Source organism: Litorilituus lipolyticus (assembly GCF_006439335.1).
Lineage (GTDB): Bacteria > Pseudomonadota > Gammaproteobacteria > Enterobacterales > Alteromonadaceae > Colwellia > Colwellia lipolytica.
This window is the reverse complement of the sequence record NZ_SAWY01000011.1, coordinates 1-26205: the sequence shown is the minus strand read 5'-3', so window position 1 is coordinate 26205 and position 26205 is coordinate 1. Positions and strand designations below refer to the sequence as shown.

27 protein-coding genes are annotated in these 26205 nt (G+C 38.1%); 9 read left to right on the top strand and 18 right to left on the bottom strand.

Features of this window, described 5'->3' with window-relative positions; all coding sequences use genetic code 11:
- Positions 1–95 precede the first annotated feature (95 nt).
- Positions 96–2996 (top strand): two-component sensor histidine kinase BarA, encoded by a 2901-nt coding sequence (gene barA, locus EPA86_RS06255; protein ID WP_140602570.1) that lies wholly within the window; start codon positions 96–98, stop codon positions 2994–2996.
- Between the two features lie 69 nt (positions 2997–3065).
- Here barA and EPA86_RS06250 read toward each other — a convergent pair whose 3' ends face one another.
- The 12 genes from EPA86_RS06250 to rpoE all read right to left on the bottom strand — a co-directional run bounded on the left by EPA86_RS06250 (position 3066) and on the right by rpoE (position 12844).
- Positions 3066–3311 carry a hypothetical protein gene (locus EPA86_RS06250; protein WP_140602569.1) on the bottom strand — a complete coding sequence of 82 codons (246 nt, stop codon included), beginning with the start codon at positions 3309–3311 and terminating at the stop codon, positions 3066–3068.
- Positions 3312–3499: 188 nt separating this feature from the next.
- The gene (acpS, locus tag EPA86_RS06245; RefSeq protein ID WP_140602568.1) at positions 3500–3886 is read right to left on the bottom strand and encodes a holo-ACP synthase; all 387 of its coding nucleotides are present in this window, start codon (positions 3884–3886) and stop codon (positions 3500–3502) included.
- A 28-nt stretch (positions 3887–3914) separates the two neighbouring features.
- On the bottom strand, positions 3915–4646 hold the full coding sequence (gene pdxJ / locus EPA86_RS06240) for a pyridoxine 5'-phosphate synthase (RefSeq protein ID WP_140602567.1): 732 nt from the start codon (positions 4644–4646) through the stop codon (positions 3915–3917).
- A gap of 35 nt (positions 4647–4681) precedes the next feature.
- Complete coding sequence (recO, locus tag EPA86_RS06235; RefSeq protein ID WP_140602566.1) at positions 4682–5401, bottom strand: DNA repair protein RecO; 720 nt, start codon at positions 5399–5401, stop codon at positions 4682–4684.
- Between the two features lie 5 nt (positions 5402–5406).
- On the bottom strand, positions 5407–6333 hold the full coding sequence (gene era / locus EPA86_RS06230) for a GTPase Era (RefSeq protein WP_140602565.1): 927 nt from the start codon (positions 6331–6333) through the stop codon (positions 5407–5409).
- A gap of 15 nt (positions 6334–6348) precedes the next feature.
- Positions 6349–7095: a ribonuclease III gene (rnc, locus tag EPA86_RS06225; RefSeq protein WP_140602604.1), complete on the bottom strand. Its 747-nt coding sequence runs from the start codon at positions 7093–7095 to the stop codon at positions 6349–6351.
- 50 nt (positions 7096–7145) lie between these two features.
- Positions 7146–8066: a signal peptidase I gene (gene lepB / locus EPA86_RS06220; RefSeq protein ID WP_140602564.1), complete on the bottom strand. Its 921-nt coding sequence runs from the start codon at positions 8064–8066 to the stop codon at positions 7146–7148.
- A 6-nt stretch (positions 8067–8072) separates the two neighbouring features.
- Positions 8073–9863, bottom strand: coding sequence for a translation elongation factor 4 (gene lepA, locus EPA86_RS06215; RefSeq protein WP_140602563.1), 1791 nt, complete (start codon positions 9861–9863; stop codon positions 8073–8075).
- A gap of 122 nt (positions 9864–9985) precedes the next feature.
- On the bottom strand, positions 9986–10459 hold the full coding sequence (locus EPA86_RS06210) for a SoxR reducing system RseC family protein (RefSeq protein WP_140602562.1): 474 nt from the start codon (positions 10457–10459) through the stop codon (positions 9986–9988).
- A gap of 3 nt (positions 10460–10462) precedes the next feature.
- Positions 10463–11434 carry a MucB/RseB C-terminal domain-containing protein gene (locus EPA86_RS06205; protein WP_140602561.1) on the bottom strand — a complete coding sequence of 324 codons (972 nt, stop codon included), beginning with the start codon at positions 11432–11434 and terminating at the stop codon, positions 10463–10465.
- A gap of 56 nt (positions 11435–11490) precedes the next feature.
- Positions 11491–12195 (bottom strand): sigma-E factor negative regulatory protein, encoded by a 705-nt coding sequence (locus tag EPA86_RS06200; protein WP_140602560.1) that lies wholly within the window; start codon positions 12193–12195, stop codon positions 11491–11493.
- 67 nt (positions 12196–12262) lie between these two features.
- The gene (rpoE, locus tag EPA86_RS06195; protein WP_140602603.1) at positions 12263–12844 is read right to left on the bottom strand and encodes an RNA polymerase sigma factor RpoE; all 582 of its coding nucleotides are present in this window, start codon (positions 12842–12844) and stop codon (positions 12263–12265) included.
- Between the two features lie 281 nt (positions 12845–13125).
- Between rpoE and nadB the strand changes: the two genes are divergently transcribed.
- Positions 13126–14730, top strand: coding sequence for an L-aspartate oxidase (gene nadB / locus EPA86_RS06190; protein WP_170309582.1), 1605 nt, complete (start codon positions 13126–13128; stop codon positions 14728–14730).
- On the opposite strand, the gene EPA86_RS06185 is transcribed toward nadB, so the two are convergent.
- Both EPA86_RS06185 and EPA86_RS06180 read right to left on the bottom strand, forming a co-directional pair.
- Positions 14719–15255, bottom strand: coding sequence for a protein YgfX (locus EPA86_RS06185; RefSeq protein ID WP_140602558.1), 537 nt, complete (start codon positions 15253–15255; stop codon positions 14719–14721). The two genes, nadB and EPA86_RS06185, sit on opposite strands and share 12 nt — an antisense overlap.
- Complete coding sequence (locus tag EPA86_RS06180; RefSeq protein WP_140602557.1) at positions 15197–15484, bottom strand: FAD assembly factor SdhE; 288 nt, start codon at positions 15482–15484, stop codon at positions 15197–15199. The genes EPA86_RS06185 and EPA86_RS06180 overlap by 59 nt, the downstream gene beginning before the upstream one ends.
- A 193-nt stretch (positions 15485–15677) precedes the next feature.
- Here EPA86_RS06180 and ygfZ point away from each other — a divergent pair, with 193 nt between their 5' ends.
- Both ygfZ and EPA86_RS06170 read left to right on the top strand, forming a co-directional pair.
- Positions 15678–16658, top strand: a complete 981-nt coding sequence (ygfZ, locus tag EPA86_RS06175) for a tRNA-modifying protein YgfZ (RefSeq protein WP_140602556.1) — start codon at positions 15678–15680, stop codon at positions 16656–16658.
- A 33-nt stretch (positions 16659–16691) separates the two neighbouring features.
- The gene (locus EPA86_RS06170; RefSeq protein WP_140602555.1) at positions 16692–17180 is read left to right on the top strand and encodes an FKBP-type peptidyl-prolyl cis-trans isomerase; all 489 of its coding nucleotides are present in this window, start codon (positions 16692–16694) and stop codon (positions 17178–17180) included.
- A 99-nt stretch (positions 17181–17279) separates the two neighbouring features.
- Here the strand turns inward: EPA86_RS06170 and EPA86_RS06165 are convergent, their stop codons facing one another.
- A complete protein-coding gene (locus EPA86_RS06165) occupies positions 17280–17762 on the bottom strand; it encodes a YajQ family cyclic di-GMP-binding protein (RefSeq protein ID WP_140602554.1) in 483 nt (160 codons plus the stop codon).
- A gap of 189 nt (positions 17763–17951) precedes the next feature.
- On the opposite strand from EPA86_RS06165, the gene EPA86_RS06160 reads away from it, so the two are divergent.
- Together EPA86_RS06160 and EPA86_RS06155 are read left to right on the top strand one after the other, a co-directional pair.
- The gene (locus tag EPA86_RS06160) at positions 17952–18374 is read left to right on the top strand and encodes a VanZ family protein (protein ID WP_140602553.1); all 423 of its coding nucleotides are present in this window, start codon (positions 17952–17954) and stop codon (positions 18372–18374) included.
- Positions 18364–19329, top strand: a complete 966-nt coding sequence (locus EPA86_RS06155; protein ID WP_170309581.1) for a ketopantoate reductase family protein — start codon at positions 18364–18366, stop codon at positions 19327–19329. The genes EPA86_RS06160 and EPA86_RS06155 overlap by 11 nt, the downstream gene beginning before the upstream one ends.
- A gap of 68 nt (positions 19330–19397) precedes the next feature.
- Here EPA86_RS06155 and thiI read toward each other — a convergent pair whose 3' ends face one another.
- The 3 genes from thiI to pomA form a co-directional block, all read right to left on the bottom strand.
- Positions 19398–20852, bottom strand: coding sequence for a tRNA uracil 4-sulfurtransferase ThiI (gene thiI, locus EPA86_RS06150; RefSeq protein ID WP_140602551.1), 1455 nt, complete (start codon positions 20850–20852; stop codon positions 19398–19400).
- Positions 20853–20990: 138 nt separating this feature from the next.
- Positions 20991–21932, bottom strand: a complete 942-nt coding sequence (locus EPA86_RS06145; RefSeq protein WP_140602550.1) for a flagellar motor protein MotB — start codon at positions 21930–21932, stop codon at positions 20991–20993.
- A gap of 24 nt (positions 21933–21956) precedes the next feature.
- Positions 21957–22721: a flagellar motor protein PomA gene (pomA, locus tag EPA86_RS06140; protein ID WP_140602549.1), complete on the bottom strand. Its 765-nt coding sequence runs from the start codon at positions 22719–22721 to the stop codon at positions 21957–21959.
- Positions 22722–22962: 241 nt separating this feature from the next.
- Here pomA and EPA86_RS06135 point away from each other — a divergent pair, with 241 nt between their 5' ends.
- The 3 genes from EPA86_RS06135 (at position 22963) to dxs (ending at position 26033) form a co-directional block, all read left to right on the top strand.
- Complete coding sequence (locus EPA86_RS06135; protein ID WP_140602548.1) at positions 22963–23211, top strand: exodeoxyribonuclease VII small subunit; 249 nt, start codon at positions 22963–22965, stop codon at positions 23209–23211.
- Complete coding sequence (ispA, locus tag EPA86_RS06130) at positions 23211–24101, top strand: (2E,6E)-farnesyl diphosphate synthase (protein WP_140602547.1); 891 nt, start codon at positions 23211–23213, stop codon at positions 24099–24101. Before EPA86_RS06135 ends, ispA begins: the two co-directional genes overlap by 1 nt.
- A gap of 66 nt (positions 24102–24167) precedes the next feature.
- Complete coding sequence (gene dxs / locus EPA86_RS06125; protein ID WP_140602546.1) at positions 24168–26033, top strand: 1-deoxy-D-xylulose-5-phosphate synthase; 1866 nt, start codon at positions 24168–24170, stop codon at positions 26031–26033.
- Positions 26034–26205 lie beyond the last annotated feature (172 nt).

Sequence of the window (26205 nt, the reverse complement as noted above, 5' to 3'; positions counted from 1 at the left end):
GACATTATGTCTAAAAGGTTACTGTGTTCATGCTACAGCAACGGTGTTTTTCGGTGCTTATTTTACACTAAGTCAAATAGAAAAGTTCAAAAGAAATGCATAAAAAAAGTTTAAAAGACTGGGTAATATTAATAACCATTATTCCTACAGGTATTATTGCCTTTGGCTTAGCTGGATATTTTTCTTACAGTCGTCATGTTGAGTTAGATAACTTTATCAATCAAAGAGCTTTTAGCATCATTGAACCTTTGGCTATCATGAGTAAAGATCCTCTTATCAACAAAGATAGAGAGAAATTACGACAATTAATCGGTTTCACGCATCGTACTCAGTCAAGTATTATTGACAGTATTATTATCTTTACCCGTGACAACCAAGTCTTTGTCACTAGTGCCTATAATGGCAATACTGAATTAATGAGGATTAAACAAGAAGCTCCCTTAAATAATTACACTCAGCTTGAAGAAACTAACGATTATATTATCTATAGAGCAGCTATTCTCGAAGAAACACTAATCAATCATCCCACTTCAACACCAAGTAAAAAAGCATTTAGTTTTAATAGCATCACATTGATTTCATCGGAAAATAAAGATCAACTTAGCCAACCGACACAACTTGGTTATGTTGCTATTCAAGTCAATAAGAATAGACTCAAATTTGAGCAGCAAAGCCAAACACTGATCGCCTTTACCGTTGCACTCTTTGGCACATTACTCAGTGCATTGTTTGCAATAAAATTGATAAGGCAAGTGACCAAGCCTATTAATTCTATGGTGCAAGCAATTGATAGAGTGAGAGAAGGTAAGTTAGAAAGTCGAGTCAGTGGGCTGTTAATGGGAGAGCTTAACCTGCTTAAAACTGGTATCAATGCCATGGCGCAATCTATACATGGTTATCAAAATGAAATGCAAGCAAGCATTGACCAAGCAACCATAGATTTACGGGAAAGCCTTGAGCAATTCGAGATTCAAAACGTTGAACTCAGCATAGCTAAACGAAAAGCCCAAGAAGCCAATAAAGTTAAATCTGAATTTTTAGCTAATATGAGCCATGAGCTAAGAACGCCACTTAATGGCGTAATTGGCTTTACCCGACAAGTATTAAAAACACCTTTAACAGATAGCCAGCGAGATTACCTGCAAACTATTGATCGCTCAGCTAATAACTTGTTGACAATAATTAACGACATTTTAGATTTCTCTAAACTTGATGCAGGCAAAATGGTAATAGAGAATATCCCTTTCTTGTTACATGAGTCTCTTGAGGAAACACTGGCATTATTAGCTCCTTCAGCACATAAAAAAGAACTTGAAATGTCAATTAATATCAAACAAAACCTACCCGACTCTCTCGTAGGCGATGTTATGCGTATTAAGCAGATTGCCACTAACCTAATCAGTAATGCTATTAAGTTTACTCCACAAGGCAGTATTGAAATTGATGTCACCAGTGAACAAATAAATCAAAAACATGTATTGTTGAAACTTACCGTCAAAGATACCGGTATAGGTATGACGGAAAAACAGCAGCGCACAATTTTTGACGCTTTTACTCAGGCAGATCAGAGTATTACACGTTTATACGGAGGAACAGGCTTAGGTTTAGTCATCTGCCAGCGTTTAGCAAGAGAAATGTCAGGCAATATTGGATTCACCAGTGAGAAAAACCAAGGCTCAAGTTTTTGGTTTACTTTCCAATGTGAAATTAACCCTATGCCTTTAATTCTCGAGCTAGATAATCATCACTTATCAAATAAGAGTATCTTATTTTTCGAAGAAAACGATCACAGCCGCAATGCAACACTCGCCATTCTAAATAATTGGCAAATGAATGTGACGTCAATTGTCAATAATCATCAATTAGAGCAAGTCGTTACACACGCAAAACAAGTTGGTTTAACTTATGACTATGCACTAATAGGTCACAGCAATACTTCAACGGCATTAAGTGAACTAAAAAAACTAATTGCCCTTGTGACACCCGTCTCTCCGGCAATCTATTTAACGCTCAATAGTAACTCCCCAAGCTTACATGAAGCATTAATCGCTAATGGCGCTATGAATTGCCTCAGTAAACCAATCAATGCATCTCGGCTGAGCAAAGCCCTACAGCCGTTGAGTCATGATGATATAGTGATGGCGACGACTACGGAACAGAAAATACTGCCTATTAAAGTCTTGGCTGTTGATGATAATGAAGCAAATTTAAAACTGATCAAAGCACTACTACATGAACAAGTCGCAGAAGTAATCCTCGCAGATAATGGCCAAGACGCACTAGCTCTATGCAAAAATGAGCACTTTGCCTTAATATTTATGGATATTCAGATGCCTGTTATGGATGGAATTAGTACTTTAAAATCCATAAGAGAAGACAGCTTAAATATTGAAACTCCTATTATCGCTGTCACCGCACATGCATTAAGTGGCGAAAAAGAAAAAATGTATCAGCAAGGCTTTAATGCATATATGACTAAGCCTATTGATGAAACCATGCTTCGACATATTATTTATGAATATTGTGATTTTTCTCATTTTATTAACAATAATGAAGATGACGTTAAAAGTTCAATAGAAAAATCTTCAATGGCTATTACATCCCCTGAGGCATCGACAATACCCTCGCTTAATAGCAAAGGCGTCATTGATTGGCCATTAGCCTTAAAACGAGCAGCAAATAAAACTGATTTAGCTAAAGAGATGCTCGAGGGCTTGGTTGAAAGTTTACCGGCTACTCATAATAGCATCAGCGAGGCTATTGCAATGAAAGATACCGAACAAGTGAAAAGTTTAATTCACAAGCTAAATGGAGCATGTTGTTATACTGGTACTCCCAATCTATCAACCATAACCAGTCAGATAGAAACACAATTAAAAATGGGGATTAGCTTAACGGAGTTAGAGCCTGAATTTATGGAGTTTTTTGAACACATTGAGCAAGTTATTTCTGCAGCACCTTCTGCTTTTAAAACCTTCACTGAACAGGAAACGTAACAATAGATAAGGCAGATAAGTTAACTCTGGGTCCGTGTAAATAGCTAGTTCTGCCTAAACAAAGCTAACTTATCTGATTTTAATATTTGGCGAAGTATTAATTTCTCCATCTTCAGTGATGACGGCAACACCACCACTACAAGTTAACACAGCTAAACTGCGACCTTGCTCATTCCTTACAAAGGATAATTCGTATCCAAACTTCCCCAAACTACTGGCAGAAAACTTTTGCGCAAGCGAAAGTTTATTCCACCATACTGATTGTTCAGGAGCTTCCGTTCTCCTTTCAATCATAGGTTTTGTCTGTGATTGCATTTCTTTCTCCAACTTGGGTGTATAATTAACCGGCACCTAATCAAACTAAGTGTAGACCAGATATTTAAGAAAGAAAAAGTTGAAATAGTGAATTTTAAAGACTTTCACGTCATCGCTACGTACAGTGCAGGAAAAAACGATTAAATTTCAACCAGTACGAATCAAGTTAATAAATGTGGATTTTTTTACTATTTTGACAAAATAACCGTTGCTGTCGCATAGTGAGTTTCATCAGCGAGAGAAATATGCCAGTGAGTAGCCCCTAACGATTGTGCAATCGTTAACGCACGATCGGTTAATTCTAAAACAGGTTTGCCATTGTCTAATGAAACAATAGTGAAATGCTGAAATGAAACACCATCTGCTATTCCGGTACCTAAGGCCTTAGCTGCCGCTTCTTTGCCTGCCCAACGTTTTGCTAAAAAGGCATTAGCAATTGTAGTTGAGGCTTCTTCATACCTTTTGTACTCACATGGCGTGAGTACTCTTTTGGCAAGGCGCTCTCTCATAGCATCTTTCATGTCTGCAATACGGTTTACTTCTATTATATCGGTACCAAGGCCTACTACAGACATGAAGAACTCCTAAAAATCAGAGAAACTGCTAGCTTCGTGCTTCAAGCATAAGGTTTTTCATATCTCTTACCGCTTTATCTAAACCGTCTATAGCCGCTCTAGCAATAATTGCGTGACCAATATTCAGTTCAATAATTTCTTCAATTGCTGCAATAGGTTTCACATTAAAGTAGTTCAGGCCGTGCCCTGCATTAACCTTAATGCCTAAGCCATGTGCATATTTAATACCTTGTGTTAACCGTTCAAGTTCAGCTAATTGCTCTTCTTCATTGGTTAAGTCAGCATAATGGCCTGTATGTATTTCTATGTAAGGAGCTTTGCTAGCTAAGGCCGCGTCAATTTGTGCTTTATCAGCATCAATAAACAAACTTACCTTAATACCAGCTTGGCTTAGCTTAGCCACAGCAGAGGCAACTTTCTCAAGTTGCCCCACCACATCAAGACCTCCTTCTGTTGTTAGCTCTTCTCTTTTCTCAGGAACTAAACAGCAGAATTCAGGCTTTACTTCACAGGCGATATCAATCATTTCATCAGTTACAGCCATTTCAAAATTCATACGACTATGTAATGTTTGCTTTAACACATAGATATCTCTATCTTGTATATGCCTTCTATCCTCACGTAAATGCACGGTAATACCGTCAGCACCTGCATGCTCAGCAACACTTGCTGCGTAAACAGGATCAGGATAGTTTGTGCCTCTTGCTTGTCTTAATGTTGCAATATGATCAACATTCACACCTAATAATATTTCTTTCATTTCCTTTCTCTTTCAACTCAATGATGTTGGGTATTTTAGCGTACTGAGCTAAATAGTTTTCTGCTATTCAATGGCTTATTACCAAGCAATTGATTTATAACTTGGCGCATTAACTGCTTATAAGTCTTTGCTGCGGCATCAGATAAAGCCACCTTACTATTTTCTATATGCTGCGCAACTTCTTTCAAATGTTGCGTTAAAAAAGTATTCGTTAACTGTGTTTGATTTAATGCTTTAAGGTACTGATTTTCACAAACGACAAAGCCTTGCTCTGGCATATACGAAAAACAATAAGCATCATACTCAAAGATGGGTTCAAAATCGAATGACATCCCCAATTCTGCTAGTAAACTTAACTCAAATCGCCTTAACAATGGTGCAATCTTTTGTTGCTCGGCTAATAATTGAATGGTTTGATGGTATTGGTGGTATAAAGATTCACAAGGAATATCTTGACTTAAAAGACGTATCAGTAGTTCATTCAAGTAAAAAGCACTATAGAGGTAATTCTTCTGAAGTTGATAAGATTTACTCGCGGTTTCAATAGAGGTGATTTTTTTAATCGCTCCTAAATCTTTCACCGTTATGTTTAAAGGCAGAAAAGGTTGTATTAGCGCTTTTTTAATAGAACGTTTAGATTGACCAATATACACTAACGCTGACAATTTCCCCTGATTAACCGTAAGTAAATCAACCAAGTGCTGATTATCTCGGTAAGGCCTACTATGTAATACAAAGGCTTGCTGGTCAGCCATTGCCATTAGCCTGAATAATCATCACCGTAACCTAAACTACGTAAAGCTCTTTCATCATCAGCCCAGCCTGACTTAACTTTAACCCAAGTTTCTAGAAAAACTTTGCTTTCAAAAAGGTTTTCCATATCTCTTCTTGCTTCTTGGCCAATAGTCTTTAGTCGCTCACCTTTATTGCCAATAACCATGCGTTTTTGACTTTCGCGCTCAACTAAAACAAGGGCATTGATATGAATAACGCCCTTTTCATCCATTTTAAATTGTTCAATTTCTACGGTAGTCGAATATGGCAATTCATCACCCGTAAAGCGAATAAGCTTTTCTCTAATGATTTCTGACGCCATAAAGCGACTCGATCTGTCAGTAATATGATCTTCAGGAAACCAAAAACCCCCTTCAGGTAGCGCCTTCAGACAAAGTTCTTTAATGGTATCCACACCATGACCTTTGCTCGCTGAAATTGGCACAATATCTTTAAAGTCATGCATTGCACCCAACTTTTGTAAGTGGGGTAATAGCTCATCTTTATCAGAAATATTATCTGTTTTGTTCACCACTAATATGCATGGCGCGCCGCTTTGCTTCACTTTATTTAGCACCAAATCATCATCAGCAGTCCATAATGTTCCTTCGACCAAAAAGACAATCAGCTCAACCTCACTAATTGAACTACTTGCTGCGCGATTCATCAAACGATTGATCGCACGCTTTTCATCACTATGTAATCCAGGAGTGTCGACTAAAATACCTTGTCGATTACCTTCAGTTAGAATACCCAAGATTCGATGACGTGTGGTTTGTGGTTTACGTGAAGTTATACTAATCTTTTGGCCAAGCAAGGCATTGAGCAAGGTTGACTTACCCACATTAGGGCGACCAACAATAGCAACTAAACCAGCAAAGCTGTCACTCTCGTGCTCATTTAACTTTGTCATATATCTTCCTATTAGTTACTTAGTTTTGGGAGAGCCGGCACGCTTTGATGGCTTTGCTGCTTTTGGCTTTTCTATTTTTGCTTGTGTTATTAGATTAAGAATTTGTTCTGCCGCTGCTTGCTCAGCTTTTCTTCGGCTTGTTCCTTTCGCTATCACTTCTTGCTCAATAACATCAGCGACACAACGCACTGTAAATTGCTGATTGTGCGACTGACCTGTGGTATCAATCACTTCATAGCTTGGTAAGGCTATCTTTCTTCCCTGTAAATATTCTTGTAAGCGAGTTTTAGGATCTTTCTGCTCATTGCCAGGTTTAATTACACTTAAACGTTTCGAGAACCAATGCAATATTAATTTTTTGCAATTTTGGATATCTGAATCTAAATAGATTGCACCTATGATAGCTTCAATTGCATCTTCTAAAATCGACTCTCTACGATGACCACCACTTTTAAGTTCTCCAGGACCTAATATTAAGCATTCACCCAAATTAAAATCTCGAGCAATTTCAGCTAAGGTCACGCCCTTTACTAAGCTAGAGCGCATACGCGTTAAATCACCTTCATCGTGCTTTGGGAACTTTTCAAACAATGCTTCTGCAATAACAAAACCAAGGATGGAGTCCCCCAGGAACTCTAAACGTTCGTTATGTTGCCCTTTAGCGCTTCGGTGCGTTAAAGCTTGTAACAACAACGAAGAGTCTTTAAATTGATAACCAATTTTCTTCGTTAACCTTGCTAGGTCATGCGGATTAGCTTTCACAGACTGGCTCGACTTTTTTAAGGATAATTTTGTCAATGTAAGTAGCCAATTTAATTAATTGCACCCAAACGTTCAAAACGAACGCCTGTAGGTATCCAAGTTGGTAAAAAGCTATCTTCACCACGTTCGAAATCAAAGCTCATCCATATAGCCACAGCTTCACCGACAAGGTTTTCATCAGGAACAAAGCCCCAGAAACGACCATCTAAACTATTATCACGATTATCACCCATGACAAAATAACTATTCTCTGGTACTAAAAATTCATCTTGTCCAGTTCCTGCTTGAGGGTAATAGTGCCTAGTTCTAGGCAATGTTTGACTGTTATTTAATATGTCATGAGATCTATTTGGCATTGCCGAAACAAACTGCTTCATATCAGCTTCTGCATCAGGCCCTTCATATTTGCCTGTTAATGTTTGAACAACGGGAGTGAATTCAGGGCATTTTTCATCGCTTTCTTTACAGGCAGGCTTAATAAATAACTGCTTATTTCGATAAATAACACGATCACCAGGTAAGCCAATTACACGCTTAATATAATCAATACGTGGATCTTCTGGATATTTGAATACTACAACATCACCTCGCTCAGGTGCGCCATTTTCATAGAACTTAGTGCGAGTTACCGGATCTTTTAAACCGTAGTTATATTTATTAACTAAGATAAAGTCTCCATCAAGCAATGTTGGCATCATAGAACCTGATGGGATTTGAAATGGCTCATATAAAAATGAACGCAAAATCAAAACAAAAGCAATAACAGGGAATATTTGAACGGATGTTTCCACTAAGGGAGACGGTTCAGAAATTTTCTCAACAACATCAGCAGCCAATTCACCGTTACATTGACTTTTAGCATCAGCTAAATTGACCTTTCTTTGCGGAGCTAAATAAAACTTATCCATTAACCATACAATACCTGTTATTAAGGTGATTGCGACTAAGATAATTGAAAAATACGCAGCCATAACGTCCTACTTGTCTAATTTTAATACGGCTAAAAACGCTTCTTGAGGTACTTCAACATTACCTACTTGCTTCATACGTTTTTTACCTTCTTTTTGTTTTTGTAATAACTTTTTCTTACGACTAACATCACCGCCATAACATTTTGCGGTTACATTTTTACGTAACTGCTTAACCGTTGTACGAGCAATAACGTTATTACCAATAGCGGCTTGAATGGCAATATCAAACATTTGACGGTGAATAAGCTCTTTCAATTTCTCTACAAGCATCCGACCACGAGCTACTGAATTACTACGGTGAGTAATCATGGCTAACGCATCGACGCGATCGCCATTAATCATGACATCAGCTCTAACCATATCTGCCGCCTGAAAGCGAACAAAATGATAATCAAGTGAAGCATAGCCTCGGCTAGTTGATTTAAGCTTATCAAAGAAATCCATCACAACTTCAGCCATAGGTAACTCATAAGTGACTGCAACTTGGTTTCCGTGATATATGATGTCTTTTTGTACGCCGCGTTTTTCAATACATAAGGTAATTACATTACCTAAGTGTTCTTGAGGTACTAAAATATTGGCTTGAACTATTGGTTCTCTTATTTCGTCAATATTATTAATCGCTGGCATATCGCTCGGGTTATCAATTGATAAAACTTCACCATTTGTACATGCAATTTCATAGTTTACTGTTGGGGCTGTAGTTATTAAGTCAAGATCATATTCACGTGCTAAACGCTCCTGAATGATCTCCATATGAAGCATTCCAAGGAAACCAATACGGAAACCAAAACCTAAAGCCGATGAATTCTCTGGTTCGAAAAATAATGAGGCATCGTTAAGGCTAAGTTTATTTAACGCATCACGAAAGCTTTCATAATCATCTGAACTAATCGGGAATATACCGGCATAAACTTGCGGTTGTACTTTCTTAAAGCCGCCGAGGGGTTCTTCAGCTTCTTTTTTAGCGATGGTAATAGTATCACCTACTGGTGCACCATGAATTTCTTTAATACCAGCAATAATAAAACCAACCTCTCCAGTTTTTAAAACGCCTGTATCTGTTTGCTTAGGGGTAAATATTCCGACTTTATCGATGATATGGGTTTGCCCTGTCGACATAACCACCATTTTATCGCCTTTTTTCACTTCACCGTTCATAACACGAACCAGTGAAACAACCCCTTGATAGTTATCAAACCACGAATCAATGATTAATGCTTGTAAGTTGGCCTCTGGATCGCCTTCAGGAGCAGGAATATGTTGCACTATATCTTCCAGTACATCTTCAATTCCAATACCTGTTTTAGCTGAACACTGCACAGCACCAGTAGCATCTATCCCAATAATATCTTCTATTTCTTCAGAAACGCGATCTGGGTCGGCCTGAGGTAAATCAATTTTATTTAAAATAGCACGAACTTCTAAATCCATTTCAATTGCTGTGTAACAGTTGGCAACGGTTTGAGCTTCAACACCCTGTCCAGCATCAACGACCAATAGAGCACCTTCACAAGAAGCTAAAGAGCGAGAAACCTCATAAGAGAAATCAACATGCCCTGGAGTATCGATAAAGTTAAGCTGATAGGTTTCACCATCTTTAGCTTTATAGTCTAAAGTGACACTTTGTGCCTTAATAGTAATGCCACGCTCACGTTCAATATCCATAGAATCAAGAACTTGCGCTTCCATTTCTCGGTCTTGTAAACCACCGCAATGCTGAATTAAACGATCAGAAAGGGTCGATTTACCATGATCAATATGGGCAATGATAGAGAAATTTCGAATATTTTTCATAAAGGAGAGTCAAATAAAAAAGCGTTAATTAATATAATGGCGTGATTTTAACGAATTTACTGCCTTGGGGCTATCTTTTGTTCAGATATCTTTTGTAAAAAAGTTTGCCAAGTTGAGAACACTTAGCAAGTTTGCTCACTAGTTTTTGCTAAAACCCGAAGTATTTTTGGCTGTAGTTTTTCAGTGTGTTTACGACTTTGTTGTAAATACTTAGCAAACACATAGCCTAAATAGCCGCCTGAAATACCGATGACTAACGAAATAATTTCCTGATTTAGTATATTTGCGTGTAATAACCACTGACCAAGACCAGAGAAAATAATCAAACCCAGTAACGGAAATAAATAGACTTGACCAGCACTAGCCAACAACTCTCCATCAGGAATGCCTAAAACAACGCAATCTCCAACTTTCAATTGGCAGTCATTAGGTATATCAATGGTTATTTTTAATTGTTGCTTCGGTAGCGCCTTTGAAATCTGGCCGTTAGCGCAACTATCCACTTGTGAACAGCCACTGCAAGTTGACTTTATTTGGCTAGATAAAGTCACTTTATCACCATCAACTGATGTCACTGTTGCTAATTCTTCAGTCATTAGTTATTGCTTTACGTTAGTTTGTATTGGAGCAGCCCCAATAGAGTCAGCTATTTTTTTGGCACTAGTCAATGGAATTTTACCCACGACACTAACTTCTAAGCCATTATTCACTTGATTTAACACTAAGGTTGCACCGTCATGAGCAAACTCAGTGGCTCGCAGTTTTTCTTTAGCCGGATTCACATAAACAGAAACATCGACTAAACCATCGCTAAAAAGCATAAATTCAACCGCTTTTCGATTACTTAACATTCGATGTCGATTCGCTTTAATTGCGGTAAATCCGTCAGGTAGCCAATTAACTTGCCACAAGAAATTTCTTTCTTGGTTATTATGGCTTAAATCAAGCGGGATAGGTAAATCTGTACCCTGTAGTTGCAATAATCCTTCTGACATTTTCTCTGAAATATCTAAATGAGTGAACTGTATTTGCTCTAATAATTGCCCTTGTCGTGTAATGACCGCCATTTTTAGCAATAAGGCGCTTTGTTGGTCTAACCATAACCAATAGCCGTAACGGTGATTGTCTTTGGCAACAATTCTAACTAATTGAGCTGCTCGTCCCAGTACTCGACTGCGACCGACAGAAATGAACCGATAGTTTTCTTCCAGCTCACTGATATCTGCACTGAAAATTGCAGGAATAGGTCCATTAAGTGCATTAGAGGCAACAGAGTAAACATCTTGCTCTGGTTCAATATAGCTGACCACTGTCCCTTTACGTAAAATATCACGCCTTGGTCCATTTAACCGAGCTAGAATCTCAAGTTCAAAGTTATCATCGTCTACACCATGAACCCAACGATAAGGCTCTGCTTGGTTATTCTTAACCACAACGAAAGAGGTATTAAAGTTTAGTTGACGAAGCGACTGAGATAGGCGCTCTAGCCACACCTTTGCATCGTCATTTTCCACCGCCACAGCAGAAAAATTGACGCTAACAAACAGCACAAAGGCTGAGAAAAGTTTCATATGCACTCGATCGCAAAAATTAATAATTATCAACTAATAAAAAATCTTAGCAACTATTATTTTGCTTTCTCAATCGTTGGTGCTTGTTGAAGTTTAACTTGTTGTTGGTGATCTAATAACAAAGCTTGAAAGCGACGTTGCTGAGCAATACGCTGCGCATTTTTCTGCTTAGCTGTCATTTGTTGAGTTTGTTGATTGCTATCTGCATTAACATTAAAGCTCACAGGATTTGCAAAGCCACTTAACGGAACAGTTTGCACGACTTGGCTAGGTATTAATGGCTCAACTAAGTTATTATCAGCACTATTTTGTTGTACACCTACAATCATTAAGCCCGCGGCCGAAGCTGCGATTGCAACTTGCCCGATAGGTCTAAGTAGTTTGACAACTTTCGCTTTGAAACGCTCTTGTGCTGAAATGACATTGCTAGATTGAGGAAGTGCTTGTTGTTCTGAAGTTACGTCTGAAGTTTTAGAATATGTTTCAGTAATAAGCTCATTTGGTGTGGTTGAATTATTCGGTGATAATATTGTAGCTTCTTGGGCAATTGCATCACTGATTTGTTGTGAAATATCGAACTCTAATGTGTCTGCAACTTCTTCTCGCATGACATCACCAATAAGGTGATAGTTTTGCCAGACCGACGTAAGGTGTTCATCCTTGAGAATATCATCTAACGCTTTATCAACAGAGCTTTTATCTGAAGTAGCACGATAATTATCGACTAATGACGATATAGTCTCAAATTTACTTTCACTCATATACTATTACCTTAAAACACCTAAAAAATGGTTTTCAAAATAGCTGCACGCTATTTTAAGCGTATTACTATTTCTGTTTCAACAATGGTTGAATTTTCTTATCTATGGCGTCACGTGCTCTAAAAATACGTGACCTCACCGTCCCTACTGGACAGTCCATAATGGTAGCTATTTCTTCATAGCTTAACCCTTCTAACTCCCGAAAATTTATTGCTATACGTAAATCATCAGGTAAAGATTCGATCGTACTAAAAATAACTTTTTTAATTTCTTCAGTCAGTAGTACTTTTTCAGGAGAAGCATTTTCACGTAGCGCCTCTCCTCCTTCATAAAACTCAGCATCTTCTACTTCAACATCTGTGCTAGGCGGTTTACGCCCCAACGCTACACTATGATTTTTAGCGCAATTAACTGCAATGCGATAAAGCCAAGTGTAAAACGCACTCTCACCTCTAAAATTAGGTAAAGCACGATATGCTTTAATAAACGCTTCTTGCACTATATCAGGTACATCACTTTGATTACTGACATAGCGTCCTACTAAATTGGCAACTTTATGTTGGTATTTAGTTACTAGCAGGTTAAACGCGTTTTTATCACCACGCTGAACCCGTTCAACCAATTTTTGGTCGACGTTTTGTTCGCTCATTCGAGCCGTACCTTCTATGACTGGCAGTTCTTTTAAACTCATATTTTCCAATTGGCTCATAACAAACGCACAAGATAAGACTATACGTTTGCATAAAAGTTCTCTTTTTTTTAATTTTTTTTCAAATTAAAGCGTATTTTCACCTTAAAGTGGCAAAAACACTATTCCCAAGTCTTAACAAAAGGTAATATTGCCCTCTTATCAAAGCTTAATTATAGAATACCTAAAAGCACTTTACTTATAAATCAACAAAGTAATCTTTTTAGCATTCGGCAATAACTATGACTCAACAAAATAATTGTGATGTACTTATCATTGGCAGCGGAGCAGCAGGATTAACACTTGCCTTGCATTTAGCGAAAAATGCCGATGTCGTGATTTTAAGTAAGGGCCCCTTAAATGAAGGCTCAACATATTATGCCCAAGGTGGTATCGCGGCAGTGTTTGATGAACATGACAGTGTTGCTGCACATGTAGAAGACACACTGATAGCAGGTGCTGGTCTATGTGATAAAGAAACCGTAGAATTCACGGCCGAAAATGCTAAGCCTTGTTTAGAGTGGTTAATCGAGCAAGGCGTAGCTTTTGATAAAGAAAAAGATAACGACGGTGAAGCAAGGTATCACTTAACTCGTGAAGGCGGTCATAGCCATAGACGAATATTGCACGCAGCTGATGCAACAGGCCAAGAAATTCAAACCACATTAGCAAGTCGTGTTAAACAACACTCTCGCATTCGCATTTTTGAAAGATACAACGCCATAGACCTTATTTGCCAAGAGCAATCATCAGAAAGTGCCAATTCAAAACAATGTATCGGCGCCTATATTTGGAATCGAAACACAGAAAAAGTTGAAAGTATTTATGCACAAAAAACCATTTTAGCGACAGGTGGTGCAAGTAAAGTTTATCAATATACTTCAAATCCTGATGTAGCTAGCGGTGACGGTATAGCTATGGCTTGGCGTGCTGGTTGTCGAGTGGCAAATATGGAGTTTAATCAATTTCATCCTACTTGCTTATTTCATCCTGACGCTGGAACATTTTTACTCACGGAAGCTTTACGCGGTGAAGGGGCAATATTAAGGCGACCAGATGGTAGTCGCTTTATGCCTAGTTTTGATAAAAGAGCCGAATTAGCCCCTAGAGATATTGTCGCCCGCGCAATTGATTTTGAAATGAAGCGACTTGGTGCTGATTGCATGTATTTAGATATTAGCCACAAACCGAGTGGCTTTATTAAAGAGCACTTTCCAACTATTTACGAAAGAACATTATCATTAGGTATCGATATAACCAAACAACCTATTCCTGTTGTCCCCGCAGCTCACTATACCTGTGGTGGTGTTATGGTCAATCATCATGGTAAAACCGATATAGAACAGCTCTATGCTATTGGTGAAATGTCTTATACGGGTCTTCATGGTGCCAATCGATTAGCCAGTAACTCTTTGCTTGAGTGTTTGGTCTTCGCTAGAGCTGCTGCATTAGAGATTAGTGACTCTTTAAAACAAGAAAATGAATATATTCAACTCCCCCAATGGGATGAAAGTCGCGTCACCGACTCTGATGAAGACGTCGTTATTCAACATAACTGGCATGAGTTAAGACTATTTATGTGGGATTATGTTGGCATTGTAAGAACAACTAAGCGCTTAGAGCGCGCTTTACATCGGGTTGAATTACTACAAAGTGAAATTGCCGAATATTATCAAAACTATAAAGTGAGCAACAATTTACTTGAACTAAGAAACTTAGTGCAAGTAGCAGAACTTATCATTCGTTGTGCTATGGAGCGTAAAGAAAGTCGAGGCTTACATTACACTTTAGATTATCCAGATAAGTTTCCTGAAGCTAAGGCCACCATTTTAAAATCAAGAGAGTGATTTTATTACTCGAGCAAGGTGAGAAAAGCCTTGTTGAGTAAAGCTATCTCTAAAAAGAAATAGGTTGTGCTTTTTACCAAAACCTTGTTGCTTTTTCGTTAAAGCTAAACGATTGTTACTGCTACAAGTCGAATTATCGTCTAATGACTGGTTAACCCCTTGCATCACTAACCAAGCCCCTAAAAAACTACAGCGACTTTGCGGTAATAATTGGTAACTGCACTCGTCCTGAGTCTCGCCTTTGTATTCAATTAGCCCATGATGACTCAATTGAAAATGTTGCAAATATTCACCCTGTTGCTTTTTGTCTGGTCTTAGGTGAGTACCCAAAACCAACCAAAATAGTACATTAACCACAAGCACCAACGAATAATGCGTTGTAAGTTGGATTGCGAGCAATGAAATAAATACTAAGGCGACAAAAGCAATTAGCGCAGTTTTATATCGAGAGTGTGTTATTGAGATATTATACTTTAACGCGCTGTAATATATGTTGCACCATGGCGTTAAGTTCCGTGTCTTCACAAGTTTCATGCCCCATAAACCAAGCAAATAACTCAGGATCTTGGCAAGTTAATAAGCGCTCAAAAACTCGTTGCTTTTCATCTGTTAAATCATCATAAGCTTCATCAACAAAAGGGATGAATAACACATCAAGTTCAAGCATACCTCGACGACACGCCCATTTTAAGCGAGCTTTATTAACACCTTCACTAGGCTGTTTGCTGTTCGTTTGGTTAGTAGTTGTTGACATAAAGCACCGAAATAAATTTTGATTAGCAGTATTCTAGCAATAACAACAACACCTTGAATAGTTAAGCTTAGTTAATTTTCAAAAAAAGCGTTTTCTTTATTGTATTTTTTAACATGACATCTCTTGCATTTCTCAACTTTGCCCCAACTAATCAGTTAATAATCAACACTTCACAGCGTAGAGCTAAATTATTATGCCACTAGCCACCATTTCAGAACTGCCTTCATTGGATCAATTACCTAACAACTACTTAATTAGTTTAGATAATTATTCTGCTATCTCCCTCAGTGGCGAAGAGCAAACTAAATATTTGCAAGGGCAAGTTACTTGTGATGCCACACAAACCACTGACAATAGCTTACAAATTGGTGCCCATTGTGATGCCAAAGGTAAAGTATTTAGTGTCTTTAGGTTAATTAATCGCTTATCTACTCATTTATTACTTCAGCCCAAAGATAGCCTTGAAGTTTCACTTAAAGAGTTGAAAAAATTTGGTGTATTTTCCAAAGTTACCATTGAAGCGACAGACCATTTAGCTTTCATGGCACTTGTCGGAAGTGATGCAAGCGAGCTATTAAGTCAACATTTTCCACAAATACCTGATAGCCTCAATCAAGTTGTGCAGCACAATTCAACAACCTTAGTTTATCTAAGTAGTAATCAAGGCTGCTATTTGATCCTTGATGAAAAACAAAGTATAGCCACTCTAGCTGCACAATTTCAATTGCCTATTTATCACAATGCGGTGTGGAATTTATTAGAAATTAACCAAGGTTTTCCACTACTATCTAAAGAAGCATTAAACCACTATGTACCGCAAATGTTGAACCTACAAGCGCTCAATGGTATTAGTTTCACGAAAGGCTGTTATTTAGGACAGGAAACCGTGGCGAGAATGCAATACTTGGGCAAAAATAAACGTGCTTTATTTACCCTTGAGGGTAAAAGCAGTTCACCGATTAGCCCTGAGGATACGCTAGAAAAACAGCTAGGTGAAAATTGGCGTAAAGCAGGAGACATCATCGCTTATTATCAGGCAGATAATGGCAGCTGTTACTTACAGGCGGTTTTATCAAACGATGAAGAAGCCTCTATTTTGCGATTAAAATTACAACCTAATTCTATTTTTGAGCTTAAAGAGCTTCCTTACTCATTAACCACTGAATCGGATTAAACCTTATTAACACTCAATTTATTGGAACAACAAATGAAAATTAGCAAAAATTCAGTCGTAGTAATGCATTACGCAGTATCAGACAGCGAAGGTACTCTTATTGATAGTTCTTATGACGATAAACCAATGGCCATCATACAAGGAACAGGATATTTAATCCCAGGGTTAGAAGACGCTCTTATTGATCATGAAGTTGGAGACAAATTCGAAGTCAATGTTGCCAGTGAGCAAGCATATGGACCACGTCATGACGAGTATGTACAAACAGTACCTAAAGCAGTTATGCAAGGTGTTGAAGATCTTGCCGTAGGTACGCAGCTTAGAGCAACAACAGATGAAGGTGAGCAAACGGTTATCGTAATTGATGTTACTGAAGATGAAGTAACTGTTGATGGTAACCACCCTTTAGCAGGTATTGACTTGAGTTTTGATGTAGAAATACTCGAAGTGCGTGAAGCCACTGAAGATGAGCTTGCTCATGGCCATGTGCATGGTGAGGGTGGTTGTGGTCATAACCACTAATCACTATTAATCGTGTTAATAAAAAAGGCGTTTATCTTCTTAAGATAAACGCCTTTTTGATACTCATAACGGTAAGATTTCACTAAAAATGAAAAGCGATTAATCTTTAAAGTTATTAAATTGAAATGACTGCTCTAGGTCAGCTTCACGTATCAATCTCATAACTGCTTGTAATTCATCACGCTTTTTACCAGTTACACGTAGTTTATCACCTTGAATCGCTGCTTGTACTTTAAGCTTCTCTGCTTTAATTAGTTTCACCACTTTTTTAGCAACATCTTGCTCAATACCCTCTTGGAATGTCACGTTCTGAGTAAACGTTTTACCGCTGTGGTCGGTGCTCCCCATGGTCATGGCTTTAGCATCAACTTTTCGCTTAGTTAATTGGCTACGCAACATGTCACACATTTGTTTTATATGAAAATCACCTTCAGCTTTAATCACTACATTTGGTTTTTTCCATTCGAAGCTTGCTTCAACATTGTTAAAGTCATAGCGTCTACTTAATTCTTTGCTCGCATTTTCAACTGCATTGCGAACTTCTTCTAAATTAATTTCTGAAACTACATCCATTGACGGCATAATAACTCTCTAGTACTCAATATAATTGTTGTTAGCTATTATACTCATGGTGTTTATCCAAGCAACAACCGCTATCGACTTTAATTAACTGTATTGATGTTTTTTAAAGTTAAACGAGCATTCAGTCACTTATCACTATACAATGACTGAACCTATCAATTTATAAATGCTTATTTCAATTTAATAACAGTGAAATTTCGTCTTTCCTTTATCACCATCATCAGCCTAATAGCTATCACTTTAGTAGGCTTAGTCATATTCTTTTCGCCTAATCTTTTTGGCTTTAGTAATCATAAAATTCGTTTCCCCCAAATAGATACCATAGGGCATTTCACCAGCTTTTTCTTATTAACTTGGTTTGTTCATTCACTACTTAAAGTGGAATTGGGTCGGACAATACTCACTTTACTGGTTTATGGTGGATTAACTGAATTTGGCCAACATTTTCTGGCCTATAGACAAGCAGACTTTATCGACTATCTGGCTGATGTTTGTGGTATTTTATTCTTCGCATTCGTTAAATTACTTTATACCTTATTGAAGAAGAAAGTGTCTAAGGCTTACCTACTTAAACAAGCAAATGCTAAACAGAAACAAGCAAATGAAGCATGATTCAAGGTCACTCAATGTTGTGATTATAGGTCAAGGTGCTATTGGCCTATTATTTTACCATTACTTAAAGCAATTTGAGCCCTTGCAGCAGGAGCGAGGCAACAAAAACTTTATCTGTACAACCTTATTAGCAACAGATCAACATGACAAAAGCCAAAGGTCTTATCAATTTACTGATATAACCCAACAACAAATTCAGGGCGATGTTCTCTTCACGCAAGATAAACACTTACAGCAAGCCGATATAGTACTGTGTTGTGTTAAGTCATATCATGTGAGCACTGCTATTAAGACAATTGCTAATAAATTAAACACTAAAGCAGTTATTATTCTTGCTCATAATGGTATGGGTACCGTTGAGCAGCTAACCAAAGATATTATTCATCAACATACGATTGCTGCCATGTTAACCACACATGGTAGCCTTAAAACAGAAAAGTATGCCATCACCCATACTGGGCAAGGTTTAAGTCAATTGGGATTAATGTCAAATAACTCGACTGATGATAATCAAATCAATCTGCTTATGGACTTTACTGAGCAACTCGATAAAGTACTACCAAGTGTTACTTGGGAGGAAGATATTCGAACCGCTCAATGGCATAAACTAGCGATAAACTGCGTTATCAACCCGTTGACAGCAATACTCAATGTCAGAAATGGTGACATAGCTGACGAAGCACACTTAACAAAAATCAAAGCAATCATTTCTGAAATTGTAGCCGTAGCACAAAAAGAATCAGTGCAACTTGATGCAAGTAAATTGCTAGAAAAAGTGATACTAGTTGCTAAATCAACTGCCAAGAATAGCTCTTCAATGCGCTGTGATATCCAAGCCAAAAGAGCAACGGAAATCGATTATATTAATGGTTATATTTGCTCACTAGGTGAAAAACATCATATTGCAACACCAGAAAACAAAAACCTAGTTAAGGCAATTAAATCACTTAACTAGGTTTATATTTTTAGAGGAGACACTAAGAAAACTGTCCCAGAATAACTCATCTTTATCATTAAGGAGAATTAAGGTCGGTAAACCTTAACATTACTAAAGCCATTATCTTGTAAGTATAATGCTTGTAGCTTGCTCATTACGCCTTGATCGCAATAAAGTAAGTATTCTTTACTCATGTCTAAATCACCAAATCGCGTTGCAAGTTTATAAAAAGGAATATGAATAACATCAACATTCTCAATGTCCAAAGGATTTTCATCTTCTTCTTCAGGACTTCTGATGTCTACAACAACCGCATCATGGGTAATTTCTTCAACAAGTTCTACCGCTTTAACTTCTGCTTCTGTTTCTTTGCCAATATCGCGAATATCTAGTACACGCGTTTCATCAACAACCTTATCTAGAATTGAGAAATCAAAATTATCTTCTTCTGCTTCTACTTTTGAAAGCACAGCTTTAACTGTTGGTTTTTTAGAAATAACGCCACAGTACTCTGGGATGGTTTTAGCAAAATCTTCGGTACCAATGTTTCTTGCAATATCAATAATATCTTGTTTATCGTAAGCTGCCAAAGGACGGAGGATTAAGGTATCAGTGACACGATTAATCACGTTTAAATTGGTTAAGGTTTGACTTGAGACTTGCCCTAAACTTTCGCCGGTAACTAGTGCTTGAATATTTGCTTTCTCAGCCACTTTCGTCGCAGCACGCACCATCATACGTTTGAGTACTACGCCCATTTGACCATTTTCAATTTTTTCAAGAATCTCAGCCACAACAGGTTCAAAGTCTACCGCAAAAAATTTAACGCGGTGTGATGCACCAAATTTGTTCCACAAATAATAGCTCACTTGTTTAACACCGACTTCATGCGCAGATCCGCCCAAATTAAAGAAGCAATAGTGTGTTCTTGAGCCTTTTTTGATCATTTGGTAACTGGCAACACCTGAATCAAAACCACCAGACATTAATGATAAAACATCTTCTTGTGTAGCTATTGGAAATCCACCTAAGCCTTGGTGACGCTCAGTAACAATAAATAAGTCTTTATTTTTTACTTCTAATCGAATCGTTACATCTGGCTTGCGTAATTGAACCTTGGCATTTTCTACTTGTTGATTTAAACCACCACCCACGTATTGCTCTATTTTTAAAGAATTAAATTCGTGGCTACCTGTGCGCTTTACTCGAACACAAAATGTTTTGTTTTCAATAGTTTTACTGTGTACCGCGAGTGTTTTTTCAAAAATATCATGAAGATCAGTAAACTCGGTTTGCTGAACCTCTAAAAACATGGGTACACCTGGAATGCATTTTAATGCCTCAACTAATTTAGCTCTATTTTCCGGGCTGTTATCTTTAGTGTTAACTTCCACATTATCCCAGTTCATACGGGTAGTCACTTGTTCGTCAACACGGCGTAATACATTTTTTATATTAGATTCTAATATTTTGGTAAAACGCTTACGAACAGGACGAGACTTTATGGTGATCTCAGCTTGTAATTTTACGATAAATTTCATCGTGAACAGACCTAGCAGGCAAAAATAATGGCGCGCATTATAGCAGAACTAATACAAAGAATGCATTAAATATGGTTAGGTATCATTGAAGGAACTTTGACTATAGAACTCTATAGTCAAAGCAATAGTGGTACATACTTACTCAATCACATCGATTAATTCAGTTTCTTTTGCTTTACCTTGATTAATGGCAATTTCAACACGACGGTTTCTCCGACGGTTTAAAGCATTGGTATTAGGAACTAAAGGTCGTGTATCTGCATGGCCTGCAACTATTAGGCGCGTAGGATCAAACCCAGGTACTTTGATCAATTCATGTGCAATAGCCACCGCCCGTTTACTTGATAAATCCCAATTAGAACTAAATAACTCAGAATCTACCCCTTGGTTATCCGTATTACCTGACACCATAATTTCGCCAGGTACAGTATTTAGTAACTCACCAATCTCTCTCATAATTGGCTTAAATTTGGGCTGTAAAAATGCAGATCCTGACGGAAATGAACCATTCTCACGGATCCTAATGATTACTTGTTGTCCCAATGACTCTAACTCAACGGCTCCATCTTGAATTTGCTGCTCAAGTTGCTCAGCAATTTTCTTTACTAAATCATTCACTTGTTCTTGAGCTGCGCTCTCCATTTGCTCCATAGCTTGTTCAAGTGCTTGAGCAGACATAGCGTCCTCAGTATTTTGTGCTTGACCGCCACGCTCTGTTCCACGCTGCTCTTGACGCCCACCTGCTGAGGTTTCATCACCGGCCTGAAACTCAAGCATTTGCTGAGTCATTTCCATGGTTTGCTGCTGGATAACCTCAATAGGAGTTGGCTCAGGTTTTCCCGGCCTAAACTCTTGGGCAATGATACTCGTCCCTTTAGGAATATCCTTTACTTCAATCTTATTCTGAACACCAAAAGCAAACTTCATAGAGCCTGCTATTTGCTTAAACTTCAACACATCCATTTCAGAAAACGATAAAAGTAATACGAAGAAGCACATCAATAACGACATTAAATCAGCAAAAGTACCCATCCAAGCAGGTAACCCGGGAGGTGGACATTTACACTTTTCTTCAGCCATAACTAACTCCTAGTATCACCGCTTCTACTCTTCTGTGGTATCAATTTGACGTTTACCTTCAGCTAAGTAGTTTCTCAATAAGCCTTCAATAACACGAGGGTTTTGACCGTCTTGAATGCCTAACACAGCATCAAGCACTAATTCCTGATTCATTTTTTCTTCTTCAAGGCGTAACTTTAATTTTGAGGCTAGTGGAATAGCAATAACGTTAGCTAAGAAAGCACCATATAAAGTCGTTAATAAGGCCACCGCCATTGCAGGGCCGATGGACTTAGGATCATCCATGTTAGAAAGCATAGCAACAAGACCAATAAGCGTACCTATCATGCCCATTGCTGGGGCAACATCAGCCAGCGCCATTAACATGCCGGCGCCACGCTCATGTCGTTCTGTGGTTAAGTTAATATCCTTTTGCAAGGTTGCGCGCACTACATCGGCATCGTGACCATCAACAAGCATATCAACACCCTTTTGCATAAAGGGATTCGTTATCTCAGCCTCTTCCAATGCAAGAAAGCCGCCCTTTCTTGCTGCATCAGCCATATCAACTGCTTTTTCAATGAGTTCTTCAGGCTTTTCAATCTTAAACATAAAGGCTTTGACAATAACTTTACCAATACCAAAAAATTGCCCAAGCGAATAATTAGATAACACGATAAAAATAGAGCCACAAAATACAATCAAGACTGATTGTGTGTCGGCAAACATCATAATGTCGCCAGATAACACCATTGCCATGGCCAATAAGGCAATTGCTCCGAGAATACCTATAAGGGTTGCTAAATCCACAAAACTCTCCTAAACCACAAAAATATCGACGACCATTAAAATAATAGTACATTATGCGAAGGCTATTCGCTAATACTTAAATCGCTATATAAAGTTATTATCGCCCATGTAGTCAATAACTTAACACAAAACAACAAAAAAGCTTTTATTGAACAATAATTGCAGTGATATTTGACCATTGCAGCTAGCTAAGGTAAGTTTGCGCCAAGATAAAAAAATCCTACCCTTACAAGTAAAAATCATGGCTAAAAAGAAACTAGAAAACCTCACATTTGAAGAATCTTTAAATGAATTAGACACTATAGTGAATAATCTTGAACAAGGTGACCTTGGTCTTGAAGAATCCATGGCGCTATTTGAGCGTGGGTTAAGTTTAAGCAAAATAAGCCAAGAAAAATTACACGCGGCCGAACAAAAAGTTCAAATTCTATTAGAAAAAGACGGTCAATCTCAATTACTTGATTTTGATAAAGAGTCAGGACAAGAATAATGGCTCAACTAAAAAAGCTTGATGTTTTTCAACAGCGGATAAACGATTTTTTAGCTGACAAACTAAACGAGCTTTCTGTCAGCGATGACAAGTTATTAGCAGCAATGCGATATGGCTTGTTAATAGGCGGAAAGCGTATGCGACCTTATCTTGCCTACATTACTGGTGAGGCAGTCGGCGCAGACCTTAATGACATTGATGCTGTTGCAGGCGCGTTAGAATGTATTCATGCCTACTCACTGTTACATGACGATCTTCCTGCTATGGATGATGATGATTTAAGACGTGGTCAACCCACTTGTCATAAAGCTTTTGATGAAGCTACAGCAATCCTAGCAGGAGATAGTTTGCAAACTTTAGCTTTTGATATTTTAGCTAATCATCCCTTTTCAGAAACAGTTATTCCCAAGCAAGTTAGCTTATTTAAACAATTAGTTGACGCATCAGGGTATCAAGGCATGTGTGGCGGTCAAGCACTAGATCTTGCTGCAACAAACCAGCAAATTTCCCTAGAACAATTAGAGCATTTACATTCACTTAAAACTGGGGCTTTATTACAAGCCTCGGTACTCATGGCGGCTCAATGCTCAAGTAATGTGAACGATAAAGATAAACAAGCTTTAAAAGAATTTGCACAACTTGTCGGCTTAGCCTATCAAGTACAAGACGATATAATTGATATTACTTCAAGTGAAGAAGAGCTAGGTAAACCTGCCGGTTCTGACTTGGCTGCTAATAAAAGTACCTACCCTGCACTCCTTGGTTTACAAGGCGCACAAGAAAAAGCGCAGCAGTTATATCAACAAGCACTTCAAGCTTTGCGCACTTTACCTTACAATAGTGAATCATTAGTTGAATTTGCCACGTTTATTATCAAACGCAGCCATTAAATTATGCGATAATGTTTATCACAACAATTCAACAAATTTATCTTAATTAATACACTGTACACAAATATGACAACAAATCTTGCTGATTATCCTCTACTCGCTCAAATTGATTCACCGAAAGATTTAAGAAACTTTCCGCAAGAGCAATTAACTCGTATCAGCAATGAGTTACGTAGCTACTTGTTAAACTCAGTCAGTAAAAGTAGTGGCCATTTTGCCTCAGGGCTCGGCACTATCGAACTAACTGTTGCTTTACACTATGTATTTGACACCCCTTTTGATCATTTGATTTGGGATGTTGGCCATCAAGCCTATCCACATAAAATATTAACGGGTAGACGAGATAAACTTCACACAATTCGCCAAAAAGAAGGTCTACATCCTTTCCCATGGCGTGAAGAAAGCGAATACGACACATTAAGTGTTGGCCACTCTAGCACGTCAATCTCTGCCGCTTTAGGCTTAGCTGTTGCTGCTGAAAAAGAAGGCAAGAACCGTAAAACGGTTGCCGTAATAGGTGATGGTGCTATGACCGCAGGTATGGCATTTGAAGCACTGAATCATGCTGGCGATATTAACAAAGACATGCTTGTTATTTTAAATGATAACGAGATGTCTATTTCTGAAAATGTTGGCGCGTTAAATAACCACTTAGCAAAAATGCTATCAGGCAGTTTATATACGGGATTACGTGAAGGCAGTAAGCGTATATTAAAAAATATTCCACCCATTAAAGAACTAGCTAGTCGTGCTGAAGAACACCTAAAAGGTATGGTTGTCCCTAGTACTTTCTTTGAGGAGCTAGGTTTTAATTATATTGGCCCTATTGATGGACATGATGTTAATAGTCTTGTTGAAACCATTAAGAATATGCGTGGTTTAAAGGGCCCTCAACTGCTACATATAGCGACTAAAAAAGGTAAAGGCTATCAAGCAGCTGAGCAAGATCCAATAAAGTATCACGCTGTTCCTAAATTCAACCCAAGCGATAAAAATTTGCCTAAAAGTGCACCAACTTTACCAACTTACTCACAAATATTTGGTGATTGGCTATGTAAAACAGCTGAAGCTGACAAAAAACTTGTGGCAATAACTCCTGCCATGCGTGAAGGCTCTGGCATGGTAGAGTTTAGCCAACGTTTTCCAAATCAGTATTATGATGTTGCGATTGCCGAACAGCACGCTGTAACATATGCTGCGGGTCTTGCCATTGGCGGACAAAAACCTGTTGTCGCGATTTATTCAAGCTTTTTGCAGCGTGGTTATGATCAGCTTATTCATGATGTCGCCATTCAAAACCTCCCGGTATTATTTGCTATTGACCGTGCAGGTATTGTTGGGGCAGATGGAGCAACGCATCAGGGCTCATTTGATTTAAGTTATTTACGCTGTATTCCTAATATGATCATTATGGCACCAGCTAACGAACGCGAATGCCAATTAATGCTAAATACGGGCTTTAAAGCAGATAAACCTGCTGCCGTTAGATACCCTAGAGGCAATGGCATAGGAGAGGAGTTACCTGCTGTTGATGAAGTTATTGACATAGGTAAAGCTAAAACTATTCAACAAGGTGAGCGAATAGCTTTGTTAAGTTTTGGTACTATGTTAGAAGAAGCTAAGTTAGCCGCAACCAACTTAAACGCTACTCTTGTTGATATGCGCTTTGTTAAGCCATTAGATACCAGCACAATTGATGACTTATATCAGCATTATGATGTCTTAGTCACTATTGAAGATAACGCTATTGCCGGTGGTGCAGGCTCAGGAGTGAATGAATATCTACTTGCCAAAGGCAAAGCAGTTAAAATTTTAAATATAGGTATTCCAGACCAGTTTATTAAGCATGGCACACAACAAGAAATGCATCACGAACATCAGCTAAATGCTCAGGGAATTATCGACCAAGTTAATCATTATCTTAATTTATAATCAATTTAGTTAAGATAATTACAAAGCTGAAGCGAAATGATGGACACAAAAAAGGCGAACAATAAATTGTTCGCCTTTTTTGTTTTCTTTGACCCGTCCTAAATAAGGTTGACACTTTTCCACGATTAAATTGGAGAGTGTTATGAAATCAATCACTAAACGAACTCAAAGA

What these genes read in the sequence shown, in the direction of transcription:
- barA (WP_140602570.1), top strand. Translation starts at nt 96, where the DNA reads ATGCATAAAAAAAGTTTAAAAGACTGGGTAATATTAATAACCATTATT.
- EPA86_RS06250 (WP_140602569.1), bottom strand. Translation starts at nt 3,311, where the DNA reads ATGCAATCACAGACAAAACCTATGATTGAAAGGAGAACGGAAGCTCCT.
- acpS (WP_140602568.1), bottom strand. Translation starts at nt 3,886, where the DNA reads ATGTCTGTAGTAGGCCTTGGTACCGATATAATAGAAGTAAACCGTATT.
- pdxJ (WP_140602567.1), bottom strand. Translation starts at nt 4,646, where the DNA reads ATGAAAGAAATATTATTAGGTGTGAATGTTGATCATATTGCAACATTA.
- recO (WP_140602566.1), bottom strand. Translation starts at nt 5,401, where the DNA reads ATGGCTGACCAGCAAGCCTTTGTATTACATAGTAGGCCTTACCGAGAT.
- era (WP_140602565.1), bottom strand. Translation starts at nt 6,333, where the DNA reads ATGACAAAGTTAAATGAGCACGAGAGTGACAGCTTTGCTGGTTTAGTT.
- lepB (WP_140602564.1), bottom strand. Translation starts at nt 8,066, where the DNA reads ATGGCTGCGTATTTTTCAATTATCTTAGTCGCAATCACCTTAATAACA.
- lepA (WP_140602563.1), bottom strand. Translation starts at nt 9,863, where the DNA reads ATGAAAAATATTCGAAATTTCTCTATCATTGCCCATATTGATCATGGT.
- EPA86_RS06210 (WP_140602562.1), bottom strand. Translation starts at nt 10,459, where the DNA reads ATGACTGAAGAATTAGCAACAGTGACATCAGTTGATGGTGATAAAGTG.
- EPA86_RS06205 (WP_140602561.1), bottom strand. Translation starts at nt 11,434, where the DNA reads ATGAAACTTTTCTCAGCCTTTGTGCTGTTTGTTAGCGTCAATTTTTCT.
- EPA86_RS06200 (WP_140602560.1), bottom strand. Translation starts at nt 12,195, where the DNA reads ATGAGTGAAAGTAAATTTGAGACTATATCGTCATTAGTCGATAATTAT.
- rpoE (WP_140602603.1), bottom strand. Translation starts at nt 12,844, where the DNA reads ATGAGCGAACAAAACGTCGACCAAAAATTGGTTGAACGGGTTCAGCGT.
- nadB (WP_170309582.1), top strand. Translation starts at nt 13,126, where the DNA reads ATGACTCAACAAAATAATTGTGATGTACTTATCATTGGCAGCGGAGCA.
- EPA86_RS06180 (WP_140602557.1), bottom strand. Translation starts at nt 15,484, where the DNA reads ATGTCAACAACTACTAACCAAACGAACAGCAAACAGCCTAGTGAAGGT.
- ygfZ (WP_140602556.1), top strand. Translation starts at nt 15,678, where the DNA reads ATGCCACTAGCCACCATTTCAGAACTGCCTTCATTGGATCAATTACCT.
- EPA86_RS06170 (WP_140602555.1), top strand. Translation starts at nt 16,692, where the DNA reads ATGAAAATTAGCAAAAATTCAGTCGTAGTAATGCATTACGCAGTATCA.
- EPA86_RS06165 (WP_140602554.1), bottom strand. Translation starts at nt 17,762, where the DNA reads ATGCCGTCAATGGATGTAGTTTCAGAAATTAATTTAGAAGAAGTTCGC.
- EPA86_RS06155 (WP_170309581.1), top strand. Translation starts at nt 18,364, where the DNA reads ATGAAGCATGATTCAAGGTCACTCAATGTTGTGATTATAGGTCAAGGT.
- thiI (WP_140602551.1), bottom strand. Translation starts at nt 20,852, where the DNA reads ATGAAATTTATCGTAAAATTACAAGCTGAGATCACCATAAAGTCTCGT.
- EPA86_RS06145 (WP_140602550.1), bottom strand. Translation starts at nt 21,932, where the DNA reads ATGGCTGAAGAAAAGTGTAAATGTCCACCTCCCGGGTTACCTGCTTGG.
- EPA86_RS06135 (WP_140602548.1), top strand. Translation starts at nt 22,963, where the DNA reads ATGGCTAAAAAGAAACTAGAAAACCTCACATTTGAAGAATCTTTAAAT.
- ispA (WP_140602547.1), top strand. Translation starts at nt 23,211, where the DNA reads ATGGCTCAACTAAAAAAGCTTGATGTTTTTCAACAGCGGATAAACGAT.
- dxs (WP_140602546.1), top strand. Translation starts at nt 24,168, where the DNA reads ATGACAACAAATCTTGCTGATTATCCTCTACTCGCTCAAATTGATTCA.